A 23,103-nucleotide genomic window follows, 5' to 3' on the forward strand; every position below is an offset into this window, starting at 1 on the left:
GGGGGTCCACGGAGGCGCGCGACGGGCGGTCGGTTGCAGGTTCTGGGCGGGCAGTTGCCGGTGAGCTGGGTGGGGTGGGACTCAGCCACGTGAAGCTCGCCACACCGGTGGATCGGTGATTGTGGTTTCTCCTGCGGGGATGGGGTTTCAGTTGCCGGACAGCCACGCAGCGGAGTTGACACGGTACTGAGCAGCAGGACTAAGTTAGGGCTGCCTTACTAAGGTTTACCTAACAACTTCTTCGGGAGATCTGGATGCCGCAACCCGCGCGTCTGACTGCGCTGCCCGCCCGGGCGCGCAGCCCGTTCACTTCGTGGCCACTGGCCTCGACCGTCTCCGATCCCGGCCGCGGGCCGTTGCCGGCCGGTTCGCCCGCCGACGTGTTGCGGCGGACCGCCGACGTACTGGGGGAGCCGCGCATTCCCTCGACCGGGGTCGGTGAGTCGGCCGCGCTGGACCTGATCGCGGGACTGCTCGCGGACAACGGAATCGACCTCAGCCACCCGCACGCCGCCGCCCACCTGCAGCCGCCGGTCCTGCAGGTCGCGGTCGACGCAGACGCCCTGGCCTCGGCGAGCAACGCGTCGATGGACACCTACGACTCCGGTCCGGCGACACTGGCGATCGAGCGCTGGGTCGTCCAGGCGCTGGCCGGGCTGGCCGGATTCGGTCCGGACGCGGACGGCGTACTCACTCCGGGCGGTTCGATCTCCAACCTGCTCGCCGTACTGATCGCCCGCGACAGCGCGGCCGCGGCGGTCGGCGTCGACGTACGGCGCAACGGCCTGCAGGGACTCGACCACCCGGTCGTGTTCTGCTCCGAGCTCGCCCACTTCTCGGTCCAGCGGGCGTGTGCCGCCCTCGGGCTCGGAGAGGAAGCCGCGGTCACCATCGCCGCCGACGAGAACTTCCGGATGCGCACCGACGTGCTGGCCGACGAGCTCGCCAAGCCGGGCCGCACTCCGGTCGCGGTGGTGGCGACGGCCGGTACGACGGACTTCGGCTCGATCGACCCGATCGCGCCGATCGCCGAGTTGGCCCGGCAGTACGGCGCCTGGGTGCACGTCGACGCGGCGTACGGGTTCGGCGCGCTGTTCTCCGAGCAGCTCGCCCCGCTGCTGGCCGACCTGTCGCACGCTGACTCGGTGACGCTGGACCTGCACAAGATCGGCTGGCAGCCGGCCGCGACCAGTGTGCTGCTGGTGGCGGACAAGAACCGGTTCGCCTCCTTCGGGCGTTCGGTCGACTACCTGAACCCGGCCGACGACATCGACTCCGGCCTGGACGGCCTGCTCGGCCGGAGCCTGCAGACCACTCGCCGCCCGGACGCGGTCAAAGTCGCCACCACCTTGACGGCATACGGACGGGCCGGCCTGGGCACAATGCTCGACACCTGTCACGAGCTCGCGCACGCCGCCGCGGCCCGGGTCGTTGCCGACAGCAACTTGGAATTGCTGGCGCCGGTGACCCTGACCACGGTGCTGTTCCGGGTCGCGGGGGAGGGCCTGGAGGCGGCCGAGGCGGACGCCCTCCAGGGGGAGGTCCGGCGCCGGTTGCTGACGTCCGGACGGGCGCTGATCGGCCGGACCAAGCTGCCGGCCCGGGGCGGCCGGCCGGCTGCGGTCGCGTTGAAGCTGACGCTGCTGAACCCGAACGCCACCGCGACGGACATCGAGGAACTGCTCGACCAGGTCGTCGCCACCGGCCTGGACGTCCGGGCGGAAAGTGGCGAAGGAGCCGCGTGATATCCATTGCCGTTGCTGCTCACCTGAATGCGATCCTGCGGTGCTACACGCGGGAGACACCGGTCCCGGTCGCGGTCGGTCCGCTGGCGTTCGACGTCGGCTCGTCGACCGTGACGGCGCGGGTCGAGCACGCGTCCCGGACCGGCCTGCACCAGTTCACCGACGTACTTGTGGACGGCGTGCCGCCGGCGCCGGAGGACCTGGTCAGGTTGCTGTCCACCGGTGCGGACCCGGCCGAGGTCGAGGATCTGGCGACCCGTACGGCGGAGTCGGTCCGCAACGTCGACCGGTTCGTCGCCGAGGCAGACGGCGAGCGTGGTCCGGGACGGTTCCTGGAGCTGGAGCAGGCGCTGCTGTTCGGTCATCTGAACCACCCGGCCCCGAAGAGCCGGGACGGACTGAGCGGTGACGAGCTGGCGGCGTACTCGCCGGAGCTCGGCGGCCGCTTCGCAGTGCACTGGTTCGAAGCCGACGCCGAGCTGGTGTCGTCGGACCAGGTGGCCGGCTCGCCCGCGCTGCAGGGACTGGACGCTCTGCAGTTGATGGGCGCGCTGGCCGGCATCACTCCCTCCGCGGGCCGGGTGCTGATCCCGGCACACCCATGGCAGGCGGCGTCCGTGCTGCAGCGCCCACGGGTGGCCGAGCTCGTGTCTGCTGGTCGCGTCAAGGCACTGGGTCCGCAGGGAGCCCAGTGGTACCCGACGTCGAGCCTGCGGACCGTGTACCACCCGGACCTGCCGGTCATGCTGAAGCTGTCGCTCGGCCTGCGCATCACCAACTCCCGCCGCGAGTCGACGCCGACCGAGCTACGCCGCGGCCTGGAGATCAACAGGTTGCTGGACGCGGCGTACAACGCCGGTACGGCGACCGCGCACCCCCGGTTCACCATCGTCCGCGATCCGGCGTGGGTAGCCCTGGATGAGGGCGGACCCACGCTGACCGGCCTGGACGTCGCCGTACGGGAGGTGCCGGCTGATGTCGACAGCTACGCGTGCCTGGCCGGTCTGGTCGCGCCGCGGCCCGGTGGGGTCAGCCGGTTGAGCGAGTACGCCGCTGAGGACCCGGTCGGCTGGGTGGCGTCGTACATCGACAACGTGCTGATCCCGATGTTGCACCTGTATGCCGAGACCGGGATCGGACTCGAGGCGCATCAGCAGAACACGCTGGTGCGGCTTGACGGTGTCGGGCGGATCAAGGGCGGTGCGTATCGCGACAACCAGGGGTACTACCTGGCTTCGTCGTACCTGCGTGGTCTGTTGGCTGTGACCAGGCTGCGGGACTCCACACTGGCGGTTGTCGATGATCCGATTGTCGACGATCGACTGACCTACTACCTGCTGCACAACCAAGCGCTGGCCGTTGTCGGGTGTCTGGCGTACGACGGGATCGCCGACGAGGATGCGTTGCTTGGTGTGGTGCGTGATCGGCTGACGCTCGCGTTGCCGTTGCTGAAGGCTGCTGGGCCGGATGGCGATCGGTTGGCTCGCCGGTGGCTCGAGGCGGACACGTTGCCGTGCAAGGCGAACATGCTGACTCGGTTGCGCGGTATCGACGAAGTAGTTGCGCCTCTGGACGCTCAATCGGTCTACCTCGACATTCCGAATCCGCTGCGATGAGGTGCGACGTCCGACCGATGTTGCATCTCGACAACGGCTTCGACCTGCGACCCGCAGGGCCTGACGACGCCGCGACGATCGCGCTCTGGATGGCACAGCCGCACATCAAGCGCTGGTGGCACCAGGACTGGTCGGTCGAGCAGTGGGCCGAAGAGCTGAGCACGCAGACGGCAGGGGAGCACTCGACACCTTGTGTGGTGTCAGTCGACTCGGAGGACTTCGGGTACGTCGAGCTCTACCGGGTGCGATACGACCGGCTGGCCGAGTACTACCCGAGCGACGACCACGACTGGGGAGTCCACGTCGCCATCGGCGACCTCACCCGGATCGGCCGCGGCCTCGGTCGTCGGCTGCTCCGTGCATTGGCCGACGCCCTCCTGGAGTCCGACGCGGACTGCCGGCGGGTCGTCGCCGAGCCCGACATCGACAACACGCAGTCCGTCCGCGCGTTCGCCGCGGCCGGGTTCGTCCGGCAAGGGGAGCTACAGCTTCCCGACAAGACCGCACTACTGATGGTCCGCACCCGGACCGTGGAGGCATGACATGTATGACGTGATCGCGATCGGCTGCGGGCCGTTCAACCTCGGCCTGGCCGCGCTGGCCGACGGTGTGGACGACGTACGCATCGCGGTGCTGGACAGCCGTCCGGAGTTCACCTGGCACCGCGGGCTGATGTTCGACGACGCGATGCTGCAGGTGTCGTTCCTGGCCGACCTGGTCAGCTTGGTCGAGCCGGCGCATCCGCTGTCGTTCCTGTCGTACCTGCGGGACAACGACCGGCTGTACCAGTTCTACGTCCGGGAGAAGTTCCACCCGACCCGCCGGGAGTACGAGGCCTACCTGCGCTGGTGCGCGGCGCAGCTGGACTCGCTGCACTTCGGTCACCACGTCCGGGACGTGACGTGGGACGGCTCGGCGTTCCAGCTCACAGTAGAGCGCGCCGACGGAGTGGAGGTGTTCGCGGCGCGGCATCTGGTGGTCGGTGTGGGTACCGAGCCGTCCGTACCTGCCGCGTTGAGCGGTCTGCCGGAGGAGCGCTTCCTGCACTCTGCTGACTACCTATTCCGTCGCGACGACCTACTGCGGGCGGGGCGTGTCACTGTCGTGGGCTCGGGGCAGTCCGGTGCCGAGTGTGCACTCGACCTGCTGCGTGCCAACGGCTCTGGTGGGCCTGCAGTGTCCTGGCTGACCCGTACGCCGTCGTTCGCCCCGCTGGACTACTCGAAGCTCGTGCTGGAGATGACGACGCCGTCGTACGTCGACTACTTTCACGCACTGGATGAGTCGACCCGCGACAAGCTGGTCAAGGATCAGTGGCGGCACTACAAGGGCATCTCGTCCGACACGCTCGACGACATCCACGACGTGCTCTACCAACGCGACCTCGGCGCTGCGCCAGTCGCACCGGTCGAGCTGCAGTGCGGCGTAGCCATCGTGTCCGCGGTGGCCCGTGCCGACGGCATCGAACTGACGCTGCACCACGCCGACAGCGGCAAGACCTTCCAGCACTTCACCGACGCGGTGGTGGCCGCGACGGGCTACCGCAACCGCCCGCTGCCCTTCATGACCGCGTTGGAGGAGCAGGTACGACGGGACGCCGCCGGCCGGTGGATCATCAACCGGGACCACAGCGTCGCCACCGAGGACACGCTGACCGGCCGACTGTTCGTCGCGAACGCCGACCTGCACAGCCACGGTGTCGCGGCGCCGGACCTCGGGATCGGTGCCATCCGCAACGCCACGATCCTCAACGCAGTGGCCGGGCGCGAGGTGTTCCGGCTGCCCAAGTCCACGGCCTTCACCAGCTTCACCATCCCCGGATGAGCTCGGCCCGGATGAGCGAGTGGACCCGGTGTTCGTCGGAGCTCCTGGCGAAGCTGATCTCCCAGTTCTGCACCGAGAACCTGCTGCAGCCGGTCGACAATCGCCTCGACCTCGGGCCGGTGTCCTACACCTTCGCCGCCACCCGAGGCGCCTTCGGCAGTTGGCGGGTGGCTCCGGACTCGGTACGCCGTACGACGGCCGGGATCCTGGGCAACGACGAGAGTGAAGTCGCGACCGACCCAGTGCAGTTCCTGGTCGACGCAGCCGACGTACTGGGGCTGGACGGGTCCACTGTGGCCGGGTACGTGGCGGAGCTGGCGAGCACGTTGGCGGCCGACGTACGGATGGCGTCGACCGCAGTCCCGCGGTCGGAGTTGCTGGACCGTCACCACAGCCGCTTGGAAGGTCACCTGACCGGACATCCGTTGCTGGTGGCCAACAAGGGGCGACTGGGCTTCTCGGCCGACGACAGCCTGCGGTACGCGCCGGAGGCACGGACTCCGCTGCGTCTGGTGTGGCTCGCCGTACGTCGGGGGCTTGCGGAGTTCCGTGGTACGCCGGACCTGTCGGAGCACTCGGTGGTCGGGCGAGAGCTCGGACCGGACGCGTTGGAGGCGTTCCGGGGTCAGCTGGTCGATCCGGCCTCGTACGTGTGGTTGCCGTGCCATCCGTGGCAGCTGGACCACGTCGTACGGACGCAGTGGGCGCGTGAGCTGGCCAACGGGGAGATCGTCGTACTGGGGGAGGGGCCGGACGACTACCTGCCGACGCAGTCGATCCGGACCATGGTGAACATCTCCCAGCCGCTGCGCTACCAGGTCAAGCTGCCGCTGAAGATCCTCAACACCTCGGTCTACCGCGGCATCCCCGAGCACTGCACGCTGGCGGCGCCGATGATCACCCAGTGGCTGCGCGGCCTGTGGTACCGCGACGAGATCCTCGGTCGGCTCGGCACCGAACTGCTCGGCGAGGTCGCGTCCGTCACCGTCCGGCACCCGCAGCTGTCGAGTGCTCCCGGCATCCCGTACCAGTGGACCGAGACCCTCGGCTGCATCTGGCGCGACCCACTGGACCCTCGTCTGCACCCGAACGAGACCGCTTGGGCGCTGGCCGCCGTACTGCACACGACTCCCGAAGGTCCCCTCGTCGAGGCCCTGATCGACAAGTCCGGCGCCGCACCCCGCGAGTGGATCTCACACCTGCTGTCGGCGTTGCTCCGCCCGCTCCTGCACCTGATGCACCACTACGGCATCACAGTGAACCCGCACGGCGAAAATCTCGCCGTCGTCTGCGGCCCCGAAGGCCTCCCCGCCCGCATCGTCATCAAGGACCTCGTCGACGACATCAACATCTCCACCACCCCCATCCTTGCCCGAGGCCCCGAACCCGACTCCCACACCCGAGTCCTCCCGCGCAAGCCGTGGCCCATCCTCCGCCAGTACCTCGTCGACGCCCTCCTCCTGGGCGTCCTCAACCCCCTCGCCGACCTCCTCGAAGAAACCAACCTCCTGGACCCCGAAACCTTCTGGGCCCTGACTCGAGGCGAGATCGACCTCTACACCCAAACCCACCCCGAGTACGCCGGCCGCCTGGCCGCCACCGCCCTGACCGCCGAAACCTTCACCCAATACCCCCTCAACGCCTACCGCCTAACCCTCGGCTACACCGACCTAGCCACCCGCCCACCCATCCCCAGCACCGGCCGAATCCCCAACCCGCTGTCGGCCGTCGAACCCCTCCCACCGCTGCGACCTTGGTAGGACGGTCCCCTTCCTGGGTAGGAACCACACCGCGGACGCGATCCGACCGCGCTCTGGGGAGGGGGATCCATGGACAGCTTGCTGCTTCTCTCGTCCGACGACAAACGGCGCTACGCCGAGGACATCCAGACCGTCCTGGCCGCGCCGGAGGGCTTCGTCGTCCAGTTCCGCTACAGCGCCCGCTGGGCGACGCCGGCGGTACGACGCGCGGTGTCGAACAGCCGGGCCGAGGGCGTCCCCGCAGTGCTCGGGTTCGCGGCGAACACGATGGCAACCGATCCCTTCGTGCTGCCGATCCGCTACGCCACCGTGGTGAAAGCCGAGAAGGTGGCGCAGATGTTCATCTTCCAGTTGCGCATCGGCGGCTACCCGAACCTGCAGGACTACCCGGACTCGTTGCCGGGCATCGTCGCGCAGAGCCGGATCACGGTCGACCAGATCACTGCCGCCGAGAACGGCGTGTTCCACTCCGCCACCTCGAACTTCCCGCTGTTGCCGGCGGAGGCTACTGACAACGCGCCCGACCGCTGGCTCGCGGCCGCGGAGCGGCTGGCCCTTCATCGCACCTACGAGAGCTCGTTCTTCCTGCGCGTCGCGTCGGTCGAGACGCACCAGGGGAAAGCCGTGCGCTACGACGGCGACGGGCGGCTGGAGGCGGTCGACGGCCAGTCGCTGCGGATCGTCACGAACATCTACACCAAGCGATACCTGCCGGACGCCGGCTTCAAACTGACCTGTACGCCCGGGGGTCCGAATCTGCGGATCGCGTCCGACGAGGTGTACGACGTCGCGCTGAAGTACGACGTGGTCGACTTCTGGCTGTTCCCGGCGGTGCAGAACTACGACACCTTCTCGCGGGTGAGGATCAGCCTGGCGAGCGAGAAGAGCGATCTGCGAACGGTCCCGGCGCACGTCCCACTGTCGTTCCGGATCAACCGCTCGAGATCACGGAGTCTTCGGCGGTGGCTGGCGACCAGCGCCGGCGCCGTACTGGTCGCGCTACCGGCGATTCTCGGAGAGCAGTCTCCGTTGGGGGTCCGGGTCGCGGCGGCGTTGATCGGGGCAGGGCTGCTGGCCCTGAGTGGGGCTGCGCTCAGTTCTCAGCGGTAGCGGTCGGCGGGCCGTGGCGCCAGAGTTGGAGGTCCTCGTCGATGCGGATGCCCCAGGCCAGCAGATCGGCCTCGCGTTCGGGGAGGGCCGCCAGGGACAGGCCGACAGGGAGGGCGCGGGCGTCGAAGCCGGCGGGGACGCTCAAGGCGGGGAAATCGGCGATCGACCAGGGGACCGACAGGCGGATGCGGGGGCCTTTGGGTGGTCGGGTGTGGTCAATCAGTGGGGGAGCGGCGTCGATGGTGGGATGGGCGATCGCGTCCAGGCGATGGATTTCCATGAGCTGTCGCCAGTCCCGGGTCCACTGGTCGCGCAGGCGGAGCGCTTTGCGGTAGCGCTGCGGGCTGATGCGCTCGCCTTTGCGGACGCGCTCCCGGACCTGCGGGGTGTAGAGGTGGCTGCGCGGAACAAAGGCGTCGTGGAACTGATGGGCTTCGCTGTCGTTGATGGTGTCGAAGACGCCGGTGGACTTCTCCAGGACCTCCTTGGTGTTCGGCGGGTTCTCGATCTCTACCAGTTCGGCGCCGCGGCCGACCAGCAGGTCGAGTGCCTCCCGGCAGACGACCGCGATCCGCGCGTCGACGTCCTGCCAGGACATCTCGACCGGCAGGCCGATCCGGATCCCGGTCAGGTCGCGCGGCGGTTCGAGCGGGTACGGCGGACACGGACCGTCCAGCGTGGCCGGGTCGCGGGGGTCGTGGGCAGCCAGGACACGCATCAGGATCGAGATGTCGAGCATTCTGCGGGCCATCGGACCGGCGACGTCGAACGACGGGCTCAGCGGGATGACGCCGTACCGCGAGATGCGGCCGCGGGCGCTGCGGAGGGTGGAGACGCCGCAGGCGGCGGCCGGGATCCGCAGCGAGCCGCCGGTGTCGGTCCCGGTGGCGATCGGAACCATGCGCGCGGCCAGGGCGGCCGCGGATCCGCCCGACGATCCACCGGGGGTACGGCGGACGTCCCAGGGATTCGCCGTCGGAGTGGACGCCGTACCGTACGCGAACTCGTGTGTGGTCGTCTTGCCGAGCATCCCGGCGCCGGCGGCGGCGAGACGCTCCCAGACGGCCGCGTCCTCGACCGGGACGTAGCCGGCCAGAACCTGGCTGCCCGCCGTGGTGAGCACTCCTTCTGTGAGAAACACGTCCTTCACTGCGACCGGTACGCCGGCCAACGGGCCGACCGGCTTGCCCGCAGCCCGAGCCTTGTCTGCTCGCAGCGCTGCCTCCAGGGCAAGGTCGGGGGTCCGCGTGACGAACGCGCGGATGGTCGGCTCGGCCAGCTCGATCCGGCGCAGGCAGTCCTCGACGAGCTCGCGCGCGGAGAGCTTGCGCCGCTCCAGTAATCGGAGCACCTCGATCAGGCTGAGATCCGCAGCGGAGTCACTCACGTCTGCGAGCCTACGAAAAATACCCGCCCGGGGAACCCCGGGCGGGTGTCGAGCGGCTGAGATTGCGGCGGAGCTCAGTGTCCCATCGCGGCGGCGACGTTGTAGAGGCCGAAGCAGAAGACCAGGACCACTCCGAAGAGCAGAATGAACAGGATCTGTTTCCAGAAGGAGATCAGGAGTACCGCACTGGCCAGCACGACGACGGTCGCGACGAATTCGTTGGGAGGCATGGCGTTTCCTCTTTTCCTTCGGTTCACTTCCCTTGGTTGCTTCTCTTTCGCCGCTCCTGAGTTAGAGTGAGTCGGCGTATCGGCGGATCTGGTTACGCTTTCAGTGAACGTCACGACAATCGGTTGTCAATCCAGAAAAATTGGCACCACCAGATATGTCCGGACATGATTTTGGCAACCGTGTCCGCAGCGGAGGGTGCGAGTTTGGCGGCGTCCGGCAGTACGCCGGCGCGTTTCGGCGTACTGTTCCGCGCCAGTTGGCACACGTCGGCTGCCAACTGGCAGTCAGGAGTGCAACACGCCGCCAAAACACGTTTGTTTGGGACGTTGCGATGACGCGGCAACGGTCGGTTAGCATGCTGGCGTGGTGATCAGCGCCGCCGACGTGGCGGCTTCCGCGGTCGTCCCACCGCCTTCAGTTCCAGTAGCCGGGCCCACCCGGATCTCCTTCGATGCTTGCCGAAGGCACGCTCCGGAGTTCGCCGGCCTGCTGGCCGATGCCGCGCGCCGGCACCGCGTTCCGCAACGAGCCCTGAGCGTTCGCACCCTGCTGCACCTGCCGCGGTGGGCACGTGCGGACGGCACGGTCGGCCGGAATCACGTGATCGACGAACTGAATCGCAACGGCGGGCGTCTGGCGCACGATCAGCGCGCGATCCAAGAATTTATTCCGCGGCACCGGTACGAACTCTCGGACCTGCGTTTCGTGCAGCTCGGGAATCGCCAGGCGGACCCTGTTTTCAGTCGGCTGCATTACCTGCGCAGTGCCCGCCCGGGGTCGCTCAACTTCGGTCTGGTCGACCCGGTGAGCAGGCTTCCGGTGACGTTGTGCAGCGTTTCGTCGCTGGAATGGAGGCAGGTCGGACGGCAGTTGCAGACACAGTTCGGTGTGCCGCTCGGCGCTGCCTGGGACGTGTCCCGGGTGTATTCGTTCGACGTGGCGCCGCCGAATGCGATCTCCTTTCTGCTGGCGAAAGTCAGGCAGGTGATCCGGCAGGAGATTCCGGCGGTTCAGCTGCTCACCACCGCGGTCGATCCCAATCTGGGATTCGTCGGCGCGAGCTACCGGGCGGCCAACTGGCAGCAGTGGATGTCGATCGAGGCCCGTCCCTACCTGTACGTCCACGGCGTCTACGCGAGCCCGCGTCAACTCCGGACGCGCTTCGGCGGAACCAACCTGGCCGAGTTGCGCGCTGCCTATCCGCAGGAGAAGTTCGAGCAGAGTCCGACCAAGCTGCTGCTCCCCTCGGTCATCTACTGCTGCCGCATCCGTGGCGACACCGAAGCTGTCCTCCCCGGCGACCAGCGCCGCCTCCGGCGCTGACTCCCCACGCTTCCGCTCAGGCGCGTCCGCCGTTCGCGCCGAAGGGGGAGCGCGCGAGGAAGCCCTCGATGCGTTTGCGGTCAGGCATCGAGTTGGACAGCGGGAAGTCGGCGGTGGCGCAGGACATGGCGGCGGTGGCCCAGATGGCCACCTTGTCGGAGAACCTTCGGTCGTTGTCGATGAGCTTGGCCGCCAGGGCCGCGCAGAAGGCGTCCCGGGCGGCGGACGACTCTTTGTAGATCGACGCGATCGTCGGCACGCTGAGGACGTCGTGCGCCGGCCCGGAGTAGACCGTGCAGCCGCCGTTGACCAGCATGCAGAGCGTCTCCACGCCGAAGGCGAGCAGATTCCGGGCGACCGGATCCGGGTCGAAGGCGCCTGGGCCCTGTGAAACGAAGCGGCCGAGCTCCCAGGGGTGCGCGACGAGGTAGTCGATCCGGCCGAAGGTCTCGCCCGAGACACGTTCGTCTTCGTACGGCTGACCCGGGGTGACGATCGCCACCGGCCGGTTGTCCGGGTCGCGGTGGACGATGGCCAGCGTGTGCTGCATCGTCTTGCGCGGCACTTCGAACGTCATCAGCAAGGCGTCGCATGCGGAGAGCTGCTCGTACCGGTCGTCCATGTCGTGCTCGGACAGGAAGACCTCGGCCTGGTTGCGCCAGTTGACCGCGATGCTGTCGCCGAGCTCCTTCTCGAACACGCCGGTGAACGGCGTCTGGCTGCCCCGAACCCGCTTGATCAGCGAGGTGTCGACCCCCTCGTCCCGCAAGTACTGCACGATCTCTTCGCCGAAGCGGTCGTCGGCGACTGCGGCGATCAGGGAGGTGTGCAGGCCCAGACGGGCTGCTGCGACCGCCTGGTTCAGGCCTTTGCCACCGGGGGAGAGGTCGAAGCCGTAGGCCTCGGTCGAGGTTTCTGGCGCAGGCAGCGTCCGCATCCGGAAGGTGGCGTCCATCACCGCGCCGCCGACCACGATGATCCGGCCGGCTGGACCAACGTCGATCGCCGGGGCGGCGTCGAGCATCACGACGGTCTTCGAGCCGACCGAGTAGATGTCGCGGCGGATGAGTTGGTTGGCGAGCTCTCGCAGTACGGCGGGTTCGGTCGTGCCGCGGAGGGCGCGATCGCTCGGAGCCTCGCCGGGTTGCTGGCCGAGAGCCTGGTGCAGGCGGTGCCAGTTGCCGAGCAGGGTCTCGCGGCGGCGGCCGAGAGAGGTGCTGTAAAGCGAACGTGTGATGCGGTCCTCGATGCCGGCCTGGTTGTGGACCTCGGCGTGCAGGCCGAGGGCGAGGATTGCGTCGGCGACTATTTGCTGGGTGCCGTGGAGGTCGTCGCGGACGCAGGTGGCGACCAGGTCGAGGGTGGCGGACGCGGGGTCGAGCTCGTGGACCGTGGCGAAGCGGCGGGTCGCGGCCAGCTCCATCAGCGGGACCGCGATGCCGTTCCGGGTGGGGTCCTTCAGCCGGGCGAGGGTCAGGCCGTCGTGGGTGCGGAGTTTTTCGAGCACGCTGGCAAGCAGCAGCACGTCCGCCGTCTGCTTGTCGCTGCGGTTGGTCATCCGGCCCCCGGGCTCCCCGATCCGTCTCGAACCAAGTATGCGGATCAGGGGGCCACCGGGGAACCCGGATGCGCGCGTCAGCGGAGGGCGGTGAGCCAGTGGGCGGCTTGTTTGGCTTGGGTCAGGCGGCGTTCGTAGGTGGCGCCGACGGCGAGGAGGGTGGCGCCGGCTGTGCCTAGGGTGATCCAGCGGGGGATCAAGGGGGCCACCTCGAGGAATTGCCAGATGCCGACTTTGGCCAGGACGGCGGCGCCGATGACGAAGGGGGCCTGGAGGCCTAGTTGGGCGCCCAGGACGATGACGGTGAGGGCGGCGGCTACGACGAGCGTGACGCGGATCCAGCTGTCGTTGCCGTCGGCAATCAGGGCGGAGGGGACCAGGCCGATCAGGAGGCCGGGGCCGAGGAAGACCCAGCTGGGCTGGTCGCGCCAGGCCAGGACGCCGATCGCGATCATCACGATCGCGGGCGGGACAGTGAACCACTCGATCGTGGTGCCGCCGGCGGCCAGGACGAAGGCGGTGTTGGCGACGATCAGCAGCAGGCCGGCCACCAGCAGGGCGGGGCGCCGTACCTGGTTCATGCCGTACGCAACCAGCGGCGCGGCGGCGATCGTGAGCACGACCCCGGTGGCGGCGTCCGTGGACACCATCACCGCGACAACCTCAGCGACCAGTACGGCGCTCGCCGACGACCACATCAATGTGCGCTCGAGCGGCTGACCGATGTACCGGCAGGCAAGGCCGATGCCGCACGCTCCGATGACCGCCAGGCTGACTGCCCCCGCCCACAGGCCGATGAACTCGTCCAGCACGAACATCACGACGGCGAACTGCGCGCCCGCACTCGCCACCCCCGTGGCTGGGACGGCGTCGACCACCTTGCGCAGCGCGGCGAAGACGGCCAGTACGGCGACGATGCCGGCGATGAACCCGAGTTGCCGGACATCCGCCTGCCACAAGCAGAACAGGAGATTGACCAAGGCAACGGTGATCGTCGCGGGGTGCAGGAGCAACGAGAGCGTTCCGGTACGGCGACCTCGCAGGACCACCGCGAATCCGAGCGCTGCGAAGAGCCCCGTGGTCAGCCAGCGACCCGGTCCGGGGATCTGCGGCAGACACGTCGCGACCACGAAGCCGGCGGCGGCAGCGCAGACTGCCTCGCCGAGGCCCTGGGTGATCGATGCGGGCAGCGGCCGCTTCCGCAGGATGAGGACGCCGGTGAGCGCGGCGACACAGACCACCACGGTGGTGGCGACGACGGTCGCGAGTGGCGCGATGAACGACGTTCCGACGGTGCGAGTGAAGTCCACGGAGTAGCTGGACAGCAGCGCGGTGAAGGTCCGGACCATGCCGCTGACGAGGATGCCGCAGAAGACGACGGCCGACGTGATCTCACCGGTTCGGCGGACGATCGCCGTACCCTTCGCCGACAGGATGAGCGTGGCGACCACCTGGGCGAGCAGAGCCGCGAGCAGCCAGGGCAGGCTGACGCGGTCGGCGAGGACCAGCGGAAGCGGGAGTTGGCCGGCGATGACTGTGGTGACGCCGAACGTGACGACCTTCGGCGCCGGCCGGGTCATCAGGAGGTTGATCAGGGCAACGGCAGCGAAGACGATCGCGCTGTACGTGAGATCGTCGACGGTCTCGGCGGAGAACAGTCCGAGGGCGCGGGCGCCGTACAGGTCGAGGATGAGGAGACCGGAGCCGAGGATGCCGAGGGCTTCGGCTGACGCGGCTAGCGAGGTGCGGCTCGCGGGAACGGCGCCGGCGAAGGCGAGAGCGGCGAGGGTGCCGATGATGCCGGCTTGCGCACCGACGGGCAGGCTGTCCCAGTTGACCGCGAGGAAGGTGACGCCTGCCGCGAGCAGCAGGAGTACGCCGAGGCTGAGCAAGGTGGCCTGTGGACTCAGCCGGCGGCGTGGCGGTGCGGGACGCCGTACTGGCTGAGGTGGTGGTGGGAGCGGCTGCTGGAAGGTGGTGGCCGGCCGGCGCATCGGCGGCGGCGTGTACACAGGCGCCGGGATCCCACGCGGCGGAGGCGGTGGGTAGGAAGGTGCAGGTGGGTAGCTGGCCACGGACTGTGGGGGTGCTTCCACCGTGAGGTGTAGCAGTGTGTGACAAGCCGGGCACTCCAGCGGGGCGGAAACCTGCGGGTTCATGGCATTCCTCCTGAGTCTCACCTCACTATCGCGACCCGGAACGGGCGCCCGCGTGAGTACGTCTACTCAATTCGTGACGTAGGCTGCTGCGGTCTGCCGGTCGTCCAGACCGGCGTGACGAACACGGGGAGCACCATGAACACTGGGCATGTCGAGCTCGCGAGGGCTCAGCAGGAACGCTGGCAGACGGCGTACGAGCTGCAGCCGCACCTGCACGGGACGGAACCGTCCGCGGCCGCGCGCTGGGCTGCCGGGGCATTCGGTGCCGCAGGCATCGATGACGTCCTGGAGCTGGGCGCCGGCCAGGGGCGCGACGCGCTCTTCCTGGCGCAGCAGGGATTCAGCGTGCACGCCACCGACTTCTCCGAGTCCGCGCTCGACCAGCTGCGGCTGGATGCGCAGCGTGAGGGCCTCGACGACCGCGTCACGGCGGCGCTGCACGACGTCCGCGATCCGCTACCGCCGGCTGACGCGACGGTCAACGCGGTGTTCGCGAACCTCCTGCTGAACATGGCGTTCGCACGCGCCGAGCTCCGCGCACTGGTCGGTGAGATCCACCGCGTCCTGCGCCCGGGCGGCCTGTTCGTGTACGCCGTGTGGTCAGTCGATGACTCGTGTTCGGGCCGTTGGCAACCGCTCGAGGACGGGCTGTCGGAGCACGACGGGTTCGCCGGCCGGTTCTTCGACGAGGCGCTGATTCGCGAGTTGGCCGACCGCTGGCGGGTCGACGACATCACGTCGTACGCCGAAGGGCCGCGCCAACTGTGGCGGGTCGCGCTCGCGAAACCCAACCCAGCAAGCTGATTCAGCACTCTCCATGGGGAAGCTGAAGCCGGCTCTAGCAGTACCCGGTTCCGAAAAGGTGAAGTTCACTCTAGCTGCGGCGTGCCAGGTTGCGGTGTGGTCACCAAAGCGAAAAGTTGCATTGACGAACCCGACCGGTTCCGACAGGCTCTGTCCGCGTCTCACATTCGACCATCGGAGAATCAGCAATGCAGTGGTACATCGAGGTCCTCAAGAAGTACGCCGTGTTCGACGGGCGAGCCCGGCGCAAAGAGTACTGGATGTTCGTACTCTTCAACGTGATCGTGTCGATCATCCTGAGCATCGTCGACAACGTGATCGGGACGACGTACGGCGCGGCGAACTCGGGTGTGATCAGCTCGATCTACAGCCTGGCGGTGCTGCTGCCGTCCATCGGCGTGGGCATCCGCCGGATGCACGACACCAACCGCAGCGGCTGGTGGATCCTGATCAACCTGATCCCGTGTGTCGGTTTCATCTGGTTCATCGTGCTGGCCGCCCAGGAGGGCACCGTCGGCGACAACCAGCACGGCCCCGACCCGAAGGCCGCCGAGCGCGGCCAGGGCTTCGGCCAGCCGGGCGGTCCGGCCGAGCCGGGCTACCCGACGGTCTGAGCTGCCCGTTCAGAGCTGACGACGCCCCGCGAACTCAGGTTCGCGGGGCGTCGTGCTGTCCGGTGGACAAGAATCAGCTGGCCTGGCTGACCGTCGACATGTTGAAGTCCGGCACGAGCAGCGGCGGCGTCGCGGTCCGGGAGAAGTAGTCACCCCACTCGCGCGAGAACGACGGCACGGTCGCACCGGCCTTGGTGAACCGGGCCAGCAGGTCGACCGGGCTCTCGTTGAACCGGAAGTTGTTCACGGCACCGGTCACCTCGCCGTCCTCGACCAGGTAGACGCCGTCGCGGGTCAGTCCGGTAAGCAGCAGGGTCTGCGGATCGACCATCCGGATGTACCACAGGCAGGTCAGCAGCAGCCCGTGGTCGAGCCCGGCGACCAGGTCGTCGGTGGACCCGCTCGCGCCGTCGACGGTCAGCACGTAGTTGTCGATGTCCGGCGTCACGGTCTGCGCACCGATCAGGTCGGCGGTGTGCCGGCTGGTCATCAGCGCCTCGAGTTTGCCGCTGCGGATCCAGTCCGTCGCGCTCAGTGTGAGCCCGTTGTCGAACACGCTGGACGAGCCACCGGACGACCGGGCCACCGCGAACGGGAACGTCTCCAGCCCGGGTAGCTGCGGGTCCGACCGCAGATGCACCGGCTGCGACGACAGCACGTCACCCACTCGCGTTCCACCTGACGGATTGGCGAACACGCTGCGCCCCTCGAACGCCTCCCGCCCGTCCAGGCACCAATAGAGGTACGTCGTAAGGTCCGCAACGGCAGCCGGTGGCAACACGGTCGCGTGCCGGCCGGCCTCCACCGAAACCGTCCGGCGCGCCCAACCGAGGCGACGGGTCAACTCGGCGTCGATCGCGTGCGCGTCGATGTCGGTGAAGTCGCGGGTGGCGGCGCCGACCCAGGCGGACTGGCTGAGGTCACCCGACTTGCCGGTCGCGGTGACGTACCCGCGGGGGAGTGCCTGGCGCAACCGCAGTCCGGCGGACGAACCGACGTACACGGTCATGACCTGGTGGTCCGCGAAGCCGTAGAGCCAGCGGTTCTCGTGGCCGGCCCGCTTGAGCGTGTCGCCGAGGGCGGGCGCGAACTTCTCGTACACGCTGACCGAGGTCTCCTCGGGCTCGGCGTCCCAGTCCGCGCCGGCGGAGCCGTCCACCAGCGGACGGGCGTCCTCGGCCGGGCTCGACGCCCGGGCGGTCGCGACCGCGGCCGAGACGATGTCCCGCAACGACTTGTCGGTGACCGAGGACCGGCCGACGACTCCGGCCGCCGTACCCTCGCCGGCTCCGACGGTCGCGATCACGGTCACGCTGGAGCCGTGCATGGCGCCGTTGGTGGTCAGGGTGTTGTTGGCCCAGCGCAGGTTCGTGCTGGACGTCTCGGTGACGATGACGACGCAGCCGTCGGCGCCCTCGGCCGCGGCCAGGGCGAGACCCCGCTCGATGGTGTCCTGCGGGGTGAGCTGAATGGCGGTCGTCACCGGCCGGCCTCCTGCGTGGTGTTGAGAATGCGGACGCTGCGGAACAGGGCGGACGGGCAGCCGTGGCTGACCGCGCCGCTCTGGCCGGGCTGGGCCTTGCCGCAGTTCAGCGCGCCGCCGAGGACGTACGTCTGCGGGCCGCCGATGGCCTCCATCGAGCCCCAGAAGTCCGTGGTGGTCGCCTGGTACGCGACGTCCCGGACCTGGCCGTCCAGCCTGCCGTCGGTGATCTTGTAGAACCGCTGGCCGGTGAACTGGAAGTTGTACCGCTGCATGTCGATCGACCAGGACTTGTCGCCGACGATGTAGATGCCGTTCTGCACCCGGGAGATGAGCTCCTCGGTGGACGGGCCGTCGGGCGCCGGCTGCAGCGAGACGTTGGCCATCCGCTGGATCGGGATGTGGCCGGACGAGTCGGCGTACGCGCAGCCGTTGGACCGCGGGGTGCCGAGCAGGCCCTCGTTGACCTTGGCCATCCGGCGGTCGACCTGGTAGCCGACCAGGACGCCGTCCTTGACCAGGTCCCACTGCTGGCCGGCCACGCCCTCGTCGTCGTACCCGACGGTGGACAGGCCGTGCTCGGCGGTGCGGTCGCCGGTGACGTGCATGATCGGCGATCCGTACTGCAGGGTGCCGAGCTTGTCGGTGGTGGCGAAGCTGGTGCCGGCGTAGTTGGCCTCGTAGCCGAGCGCGCGGTCGAGCTCGGTGGCGTGGCCGATCGACTCGTGGATGGTGAGCCAGAGGTTGGTCGGGTCGATCACCAGGTCGTAGACGCCGGCCTCCACGGTCGGTGCGGCCATCTTCTCGGCCAGCCAGCCGGGCAGCTGGGCCAGCTCCTCGTCCCAGTTCCAGCCGGTGCCGGTCATGTACTCCCAGCCGCGGCCGGCGGGCGGCGCGCAGGTGCTCATGGAGTCGAAGCGGTCGGCCTGCACGGCGTGCGCGGTGAGCTTCGGGCCGATCCGGACCCGTTGCTGGGTGTACGACGTACCGGCGGAGTTCGCGTAGTACTTGCACTCGTGGATCGAGGCGACGCTGACGCTCACGTGGTCGACGCCGTCGGCGTTGAGCAGCCGGTCGCTGTAGTCGGTGAGCAGCGCGACCTTCTCCGCGCGCGGCACGCTGAACGGATCGATCTCGTACGACGACACCCAGGTGGCGCTCTTATAGACGGGCTCGCCGGCCAGCTCGATGGTCTCGGCGTTGATCGGCCGGGACACCTGGGCCATGTTCACGGCCTGCTCGGCGACCTGGACGGCCTCGTCCTTGGTCAGCGCGACGCCGGCGGCGAACCCCCAGGTGCCGTCGTGGATCACCCGGACCGCGAGGCCGAGGTCCTCGTCGTCCTGGGCGTTCTCCAGCTGGCTGTCGCGCAGGGAGATCGACTCCGACCGGATCCGCTCCAGCCGGAACTCGGCGAACGTGGCGCCGAGGTCCTTGGCCCGCTGCAGGGCGGCCTCGGCAAGCTCATGACGGGGCAGGGCGAGAAAACTCGCATCAACTTCTGGCACATCACGACCCTATACACGGAACCTGCTGTGCGCCTGCGGTGTAGTCACAATGTCAGCAGGTTGACCAGGAGGCGCGATCAGCGGGAGCGGCGAGGCGGAGATTTTGGCTCGGGTGCGGGGTGGGGAGTCTGCCGCGTACGGCGAGCTGGTGGTGCTGCATGCCCAGGTGGCGAAGCGTACGGCGGTGTTCCTCGGAGCCGGTGCGGACGCGGACGACGTGGTGCAGGAGGCGTTCGTCAAGGCGTACCGGGCACTCGGGAGCTTCCGGACCGGTGCCGCCTTCCGGCCCTGGTTGCTGCGGATCGTGGCCAACGAGACGCGGAACGTACTGCGGTCGCGCAGCCGCCGGTCTCACCGCGAGGAGCTCGCCGCGCCGCAGGACGTCGTACTGGACCCGGCAGACCAGGCGGTGTCGCTGGAGCGGCGACAGGAGCTGCTGGCGGCCGTGCGGGAGCTGCCCGAGCCGTTCCGCCTGGTGGTCACCTGCCGCTACCTGTTGGACCTGGACGAGCAGGAGACGGCCGTGGTGCTCGGCTGGCCGCGTGGGACGGTCAAGTCCCGCCTGCACCGAGCATTGGGCCGCCTGCGGGACTCGCTACCTGACAAGGAGGTGCAGCGATGAACTTGGACGACGAGCTGAGGGCTCTCGGCCAGTCTGCTGTCGTGCCTCCGGTGGACGACGGCCTGACGGCAGCTGTGCTCACCCGGGTGGCCGACATGCCGATCAGGCGCTCACTGCGGGACCGCTGGCGCACATTCCTGGCCCTGTTCCTCGTGCTGGTCGCAGGTGCGGTCGCCACGCCACCAGTCCGGGCGACCGTCGCGGAGTGGCTCAACATCGGGGGAGTGCGGGCCCAACCTGTCGCGAGTGCACCGACCAGTGCGCCGACACTGCCGTCGGTCACTGGGCAGCTGTCGCTGGCGGAAGCGCAGCGCATCGCGGGGTTCAAGCCCGGCGTGCCTGCTGAACTGGGCGCACCGGCGGGTGTCGAAGCCTCACCGGGCTTCGTGGCTGTCGGCTGGACCGGCGTACGGCTGGAGCAGTTCCGCGCCGAGGTGTCGCCGCTCTACGTGAAGAAGTACTACAGCAGCCTGCAGGAGGTGACGGAGCTCAACGGCTACTGGTTCGACGGGCCGCACGAGCTAGTCCTGGAGGAGGCCACCGGGACCGAACGGCGCGTCCGCGTGGCCGGTCCGACACTGGTCTGGGTGGACAGCGGTGTCACGTTCCGGCTGGAAGGGGTCGCCGACAAGGAACGCGCGATCCGGCTCGCTCAGGGAACCTCGTAGCCGTCGGCGGTGTACCAGAGGTAGTCATCGTTCCCAGGGGAGGGCTGCCATGGTCCGCCGTACTCTTGCGTTCTGCATCGCCCTGTTGGCTGTCGCCGCGCTCGGAGCCGCGCCCGTCCAAGCCGGCGGGCCGACCAGCGTGGTGCTCAGCAGCCCGCCGACAGTGGTTGCCGTCGGCTACGAGGACGGCGAGTACGCCGAACTCCAGCGATTGACCGACGTCAGCGGAGCACGCGACCCGGTCGGCAAGGAGCCGCACGAGGTCGGCCGGTTCGTCCGTGCCACCTGGCTGATCCACGACATGTCGGTCTGGCGCGTCGACATCATCTACCCGGATGCTCCTGGTGGCCCCTGGATCGCGACCAGGGCGTCGCTGGACGGCAGCACACTGCCGGAGAAGCCCGTCTGGCACACCGCCACCGACCGCGTGGCGCTGCTGAAGCTCCTGGGCTCCATGAAGCTGCTCGACGGCGACGCCTGGGGCGGTCCGACCGACTCCTACGGGCAGGTCGACGCGGCTCCCGCGGCCGAGGAACCAACGGCGGAAGCAGCCGTGGCCGAGACCACGGGCTTCTTCACCGGCTGGCGCTGGACCATCCCCGGCTTCCTGCTCGGCGCAGTGGTGGCGGTGATCGCCGTACGCATGCTGCCCAAGCGTCGGGACTGGCAGCTGGTCGACGCCGAGTGAGCAGTCAGACCGGCTGAGCCGCCAACTCGAACCCCGCGAACAGCCTCCCTCCGTGCTGGTCGAGGAGGCGTCGCCGCGTACGACGCTGCCGCCGAGCCACGCTGCCCGCGCGTCCGGATACTCCTCGTCCACCAGTTGCCGTGCGACCTCCGCCGCGTCGATTGCCATTGGCCCAGTGTCCGCTGGCCGGCAGCGCGGCTCCACCGAGTTTCAGGCCTACACGGTTTCAGGCCTGCACGGGGGAGGCGATGACGACTGTCACGTCGGCCGAGCTGCCGTTGGTGTGGTAGCCGTGCGGTGCGTCGCCGGCGAAGGCCAGCAGATCGCCCTGCCCGAGTTGGCGGAGATCACCGGACGGTCCGGCCGCCAGTTGGCCCGCGGCAACGAGCAGGTGTTCGTTCGTGCCCGGGGCGTGCGGGACGCCTTCAACCGTGGTGTTCGGTGGCAGGCGGAGCCGCCAGATCTCCAGGCTGTTGCCGCCACTGATTCGTCGGAGCAGCTCTCTGGTCGGTCCGTCGGCGTCAGCCTTGGTCGCCTGCAGGTGCAGCGTGCCGGTGTCGGCAGGGCGAGTCAGCAGGTCAGTGAGGGGGAGTGCCAAAGCGACTGCGATCGCGTCGAGGGTGTCGATCGTCGGATTGCTGGTACCGGCCTCCAGTTGGGACAGAGTCGCCTTGCTCAGACCGGTCCGCCGTGCCAGCTCGGCCTGACTCATCCCGCGCTGCTGACGGCGCCGCAGTACCTGCAGACCGGCCGCCGCAGCCGCACTGCTGACCGACCGCGTCACCGCAGCGGCCGATGGGTCGCCGTGTAGGACACGCGGATGCGTCCCTTCTTCACCTTGACGCCAGAGACAGTGACGGACGCCAGATCCGCGAGGCTGCGTACGTGCGTGCCCCCACAAGGTGCCTCGTGCAAGTCCCCAACCCGTACGACCCGCAGCCCGTCTCGCTCGGTCGCAGTGACGGTCAGATCTGCAGCGACCGCCGCGTCCACACCGGCCTGGATCTGCGACGCGGCATCGGTCAGGTCGAAGCCTTCCGGTGCGGTGAACTCGATGCGAGCCTGCCCAGGGAAGTGGTTGTTGCCCGCCCACGTCCACCCCAGGCCACGAGCAACTCCGTCGACCACATGCCCCGCGGTGTGCAGAGCCGCGTGCAACAGCCGAGCCTCAGCATCAACCCGCGCCCGTACGACGTCCCCCTCGGCCAGCCCGGTCGGCCCAGCCAGGTAGACCAACCCGGCGTCGCCTCGGACTGGCACACCTTCGACATCGCCGATCCATCCGCGGTCCGCCGGCTGCCCGCCACCCTGCGGATGGAACAGGTTGTCCCGCACGGCAACCCCGGCCTCTCCGGCGCTGAGGACCCGCGTCACCACCTCGGTCAGGTAGCTGTCCTCGAGGTAGATCGGATGCTGAACCGCCGGGGCAATCTGATGAACCATATGTTCACTATATCAAACGCAGTTATGCTGACACTCGTGCAGAAGAAGCTGACCCTTCAACCCGCAGCGCCGGACGAGCTCGTCGACGTCCTCGCCGTCCTGGACGAAGCCGCCGCCTGGCTGCGGGAATCGGGGATCGAGCAGTGGCCCGACAGCTTCAAGCCCGCGTGGGTCGAGCCGGCGATCGAGGACGGCGAGACCTGGCTGGCGCGGATCGACGGCGAGGTCGCCGGAACGATCACGCTCGACTGGGACGATCCGTTGTGGGAAGACGTCGACGGTATGGCGGGCTACGTGCACCGGATGGCGGTCCGTCGGTCGGCGAGCGGTCTGGGGGCGGCGCTCCTCGACTGGGCTGCTGCGACCAGCACTGCACTCGGCTGCGCCTACCTGCGGCTCGATTGCGTCGGATCGAACAGCCGGCTCCGGTCCTACTACGAGGCCCGGGGTTTCCAGCATCACGGCGATGTCCGGATCGGCGGCCCGATGGTCTGGGTGAGCCGGTACCAGCTGCCGCTCTGAGATAGCTGAATCTGGAGTTCCCGAGTTGGATTTCTCGG

The 23,103-nt window shown here is 68.7% G+C and carries 21 protein-coding genes; 13 read left to right on the forward strand and 8 right to left on the reverse strand.

What is annotated here, in order from left to right:
• The first annotated feature begins 254 nt into the window (after positions 1–254).
• The 6 genes from ACIBL3_RS08840 (at position 255) to ACIBL3_RS08865 (ending at position 8,055) form a co-directional block, all read left to right on the forward strand.
• Positions 255–1,745, forward strand: a complete 1,491-nt coding sequence (locus ACIBL3_RS08840; RefSeq protein WP_396352681.1) for a pyridoxal phosphate-dependent decarboxylase family protein — start codon at positions 255–257, stop codon at positions 1,743–1,745.
• The gene (locus ACIBL3_RS08845; protein ID WP_396352682.1) at positions 1,742–3,361 is read left to right on the forward strand and encodes an IucA/IucC family protein; all 1,620 of its coding nucleotides are present in this window, start codon (positions 1,742–1,744) and stop codon (positions 3,359–3,361) included. Before ACIBL3_RS08840 ends, ACIBL3_RS08845 begins: the two co-directional genes overlap by 4 nt.
• Positions 3,362–3,378: 17 nt before the next feature.
• Positions 3,379–3,903 (forward strand): GNAT family N-acetyltransferase, encoded by a 525-nt coding sequence (locus ACIBL3_RS08850; RefSeq protein ID WP_396352683.1) that lies wholly within the window; start codon positions 3,379–3,381, stop codon positions 3,901–3,903.
• Position 3,904: 1 nt separating this feature from the next.
• Positions 3,905–5,185: a lysine N(6)-hydroxylase/L-ornithine N(5)-oxygenase family protein gene (locus tag ACIBL3_RS08855; protein WP_396352684.1), complete on the forward strand. Its 1,281-nt coding sequence runs from the start codon at positions 3,905–3,907 to the stop codon at positions 5,183–5,185.
• Complete coding sequence (locus ACIBL3_RS08860) at positions 5,182–6,945, forward strand: IucA/IucC family protein (RefSeq protein WP_396352685.1); 1,764 nt, start codon at positions 5,182–5,184, stop codon at positions 6,943–6,945. The genes ACIBL3_RS08855 and ACIBL3_RS08860 overlap by 4 nt, the downstream gene beginning before the upstream one ends.
• A gap of 69 nt (positions 6,946–7,014) precedes the next feature.
• Positions 7,015–8,055 (forward strand): hypothetical protein, encoded by a 1,041-nt coding sequence (locus ACIBL3_RS08865; protein ID WP_396352686.1) that lies wholly within the window; start codon positions 7,015–7,017, stop codon positions 8,053–8,055.
• On the opposite strand, the gene ACIBL3_RS08870 is transcribed toward ACIBL3_RS08865, so the two are convergent.
• Both ACIBL3_RS08870 and ACIBL3_RS08875 read right to left on the reverse strand, forming a co-directional pair.
• Positions 8,039–9,442 carry an amidase gene (locus tag ACIBL3_RS08870; protein ID WP_396352687.1) on the reverse strand — a complete coding sequence of 468 codons (1,404 nt, stop codon included), beginning with the start codon at positions 9,440–9,442 and terminating at the stop codon, positions 8,039–8,041. The genes ACIBL3_RS08865 and ACIBL3_RS08870 overlap by 17 nt on opposite strands.
• A 74-nt stretch (positions 9,443–9,516) precedes the next feature.
• Positions 9,517–9,672: a hypothetical protein gene (locus ACIBL3_RS08875; protein WP_396352688.1), complete on the reverse strand. Its 156-nt coding sequence runs from the start codon at positions 9,670–9,672 to the stop codon at positions 9,517–9,519.
• 601 nt (positions 9,673–10,273) lie between these two features.
• Here ACIBL3_RS08875 and ACIBL3_RS08880 point away from each other — a divergent pair.
• Positions 10,274–10,996: a hypothetical protein gene (locus ACIBL3_RS08880; RefSeq protein ID WP_396352689.1), complete on the forward strand. Its 723-nt coding sequence runs from the start codon at positions 10,274–10,276 to the stop codon at positions 10,994–10,996.
• A 16-nt stretch (positions 10,997–11,012) separates the two neighbouring features.
• Here the strand turns inward: ACIBL3_RS08880 and ACIBL3_RS08885 are convergent, their stop codons facing one another.
• Positions 11,013–12,554: a carbohydrate kinase family protein gene (locus ACIBL3_RS08885; RefSeq protein WP_396352690.1), complete on the reverse strand. Its 1,542-nt coding sequence runs from the start codon at positions 12,552–12,554 to the stop codon at positions 11,013–11,015.
• Between the two features lie 77 nt (positions 12,555–12,631).
• A complete protein-coding gene (locus ACIBL3_RS08890; protein WP_396352691.1) occupies positions 12,632–14,548 on the reverse strand; it encodes an SCO7613 C-terminal domain-containing membrane protein in 1,917 nt (638 codons plus the stop codon).
• Between the two features lie 300 nt (positions 14,549–14,848).
• Between ACIBL3_RS08890 and ACIBL3_RS08895 the strand changes: the two genes are divergently transcribed.
• Both ACIBL3_RS08895 and ACIBL3_RS08900 read left to right on the forward strand, forming a co-directional pair.
• Positions 14,849–15,517 (forward strand): class I SAM-dependent methyltransferase, encoded by a 669-nt coding sequence (locus tag ACIBL3_RS08895; RefSeq protein ID WP_396352692.1) that lies wholly within the window; start codon positions 14,849–14,851, stop codon positions 15,515–15,517.
• 188 nt (positions 15,518–15,705) lie between these two features.
• Complete coding sequence (locus ACIBL3_RS08900) at positions 15,706–16,131, forward strand: DUF805 domain-containing protein (protein ID WP_396352693.1); 426 nt, start codon at positions 15,706–15,708, stop codon at positions 16,129–16,131.
• 73 nt (positions 16,132–16,204) lie between these two features.
• On the opposite strand, the gene ACIBL3_RS08905 is transcribed toward ACIBL3_RS08900, so the two are convergent.
• Together ACIBL3_RS08905 and ACIBL3_RS08910 are read right to left on the reverse strand one after the other, a co-directional pair.
• On the reverse strand, positions 16,205–17,614 hold the full coding sequence (locus ACIBL3_RS08905; RefSeq protein ID WP_396352694.1) for a metallopeptidase TldD-related protein: 1,410 nt from the start codon (positions 17,612–17,614) through the stop codon (positions 16,205–16,207).
• Positions 17,611–19,122 carry a TldD/PmbA family protein gene (locus tag ACIBL3_RS08910; RefSeq protein WP_396352695.1) on the reverse strand — a complete coding sequence of 504 codons (1,512 nt, stop codon included), beginning with the start codon at positions 19,120–19,122 and terminating at the stop codon, positions 17,611–17,613. The genes ACIBL3_RS08905 and ACIBL3_RS08910 overlap by 4 nt, the downstream gene beginning before the upstream one ends.
• A gap of 112 nt (positions 19,123–19,234) precedes the next feature.
• Between ACIBL3_RS08910 and ACIBL3_RS08915 the strand changes: the two genes are divergently transcribed.
• Genes ACIBL3_RS08915 through ACIBL3_RS08925 form a run of 3 tightly spaced genes read left to right on the forward strand, consistent with a single transcriptional unit; the run spans position 19,235 to position 21,100 of the window.
• Complete coding sequence (locus ACIBL3_RS08915) at positions 19,235–19,744, forward strand: RNA polymerase sigma factor (RefSeq protein WP_396352696.1); 510 nt, start codon at positions 19,235–19,237, stop codon at positions 19,742–19,744.
• Complete coding sequence (locus ACIBL3_RS08920) at positions 19,741–20,412, forward strand: hypothetical protein (RefSeq protein ID WP_396352697.1); 672 nt, start codon at positions 19,741–19,743, stop codon at positions 20,410–20,412. The genes ACIBL3_RS08915 and ACIBL3_RS08920 overlap by 4 nt, the downstream gene beginning before the upstream one ends.
• Before the next feature lie 49 nt (positions 20,413–20,461).
• Positions 20,462–21,100: a hypothetical protein gene (locus ACIBL3_RS08925; RefSeq protein ID WP_396352698.1), complete on the forward strand. Its 639-nt coding sequence runs from the start codon at positions 20,462–20,464 to the stop codon at positions 21,098–21,100.
• Positions 21,101–21,326: 226 nt separating this feature from the next.
• Here ACIBL3_RS08925 and ACIBL3_RS08930 read toward each other — a convergent pair whose 3' ends face one another.
• Together ACIBL3_RS08930 and ACIBL3_RS08935 are read right to left on the reverse strand one after the other, a co-directional pair.
• The gene (locus ACIBL3_RS08930) at positions 21,327–21,884 is read right to left on the reverse strand and encodes a helix-turn-helix domain-containing protein (RefSeq protein WP_396352699.1); all 558 of its coding nucleotides are present in this window, start codon (positions 21,882–21,884) and stop codon (positions 21,327–21,329) included.
• Complete coding sequence (locus ACIBL3_RS08935; protein WP_396352700.1) at positions 21,881–22,543, reverse strand: hypothetical protein; 663 nt, start codon at positions 22,541–22,543, stop codon at positions 21,881–21,883. The genes ACIBL3_RS08930 and ACIBL3_RS08935 overlap by 4 nt, the downstream gene beginning before the upstream one ends.
• A 36-nt stretch (positions 22,544–22,579) precedes the next feature.
• Here ACIBL3_RS08935 and ACIBL3_RS08940 point away from each other — a divergent pair, with 36 nt between their 5' ends.
• Positions 22,580–23,065: a GNAT family N-acetyltransferase gene (locus tag ACIBL3_RS08940; protein ID WP_396352701.1), complete on the forward strand. Its 486-nt coding sequence runs from the start codon at positions 22,580–22,582 to the stop codon at positions 23,063–23,065.
• Positions 23,066–23,103 lie beyond the last annotated feature (38 nt).

It is taken from the genome of Kribbella sp. NPDC050124 (genome assembly GCF_044460355.1).
In the GTDB taxonomy this organism is placed as follows: domain Bacteria; phylum Actinomycetota; class Actinomycetes; order Propionibacteriales; family Kribbellaceae; genus Kribbella.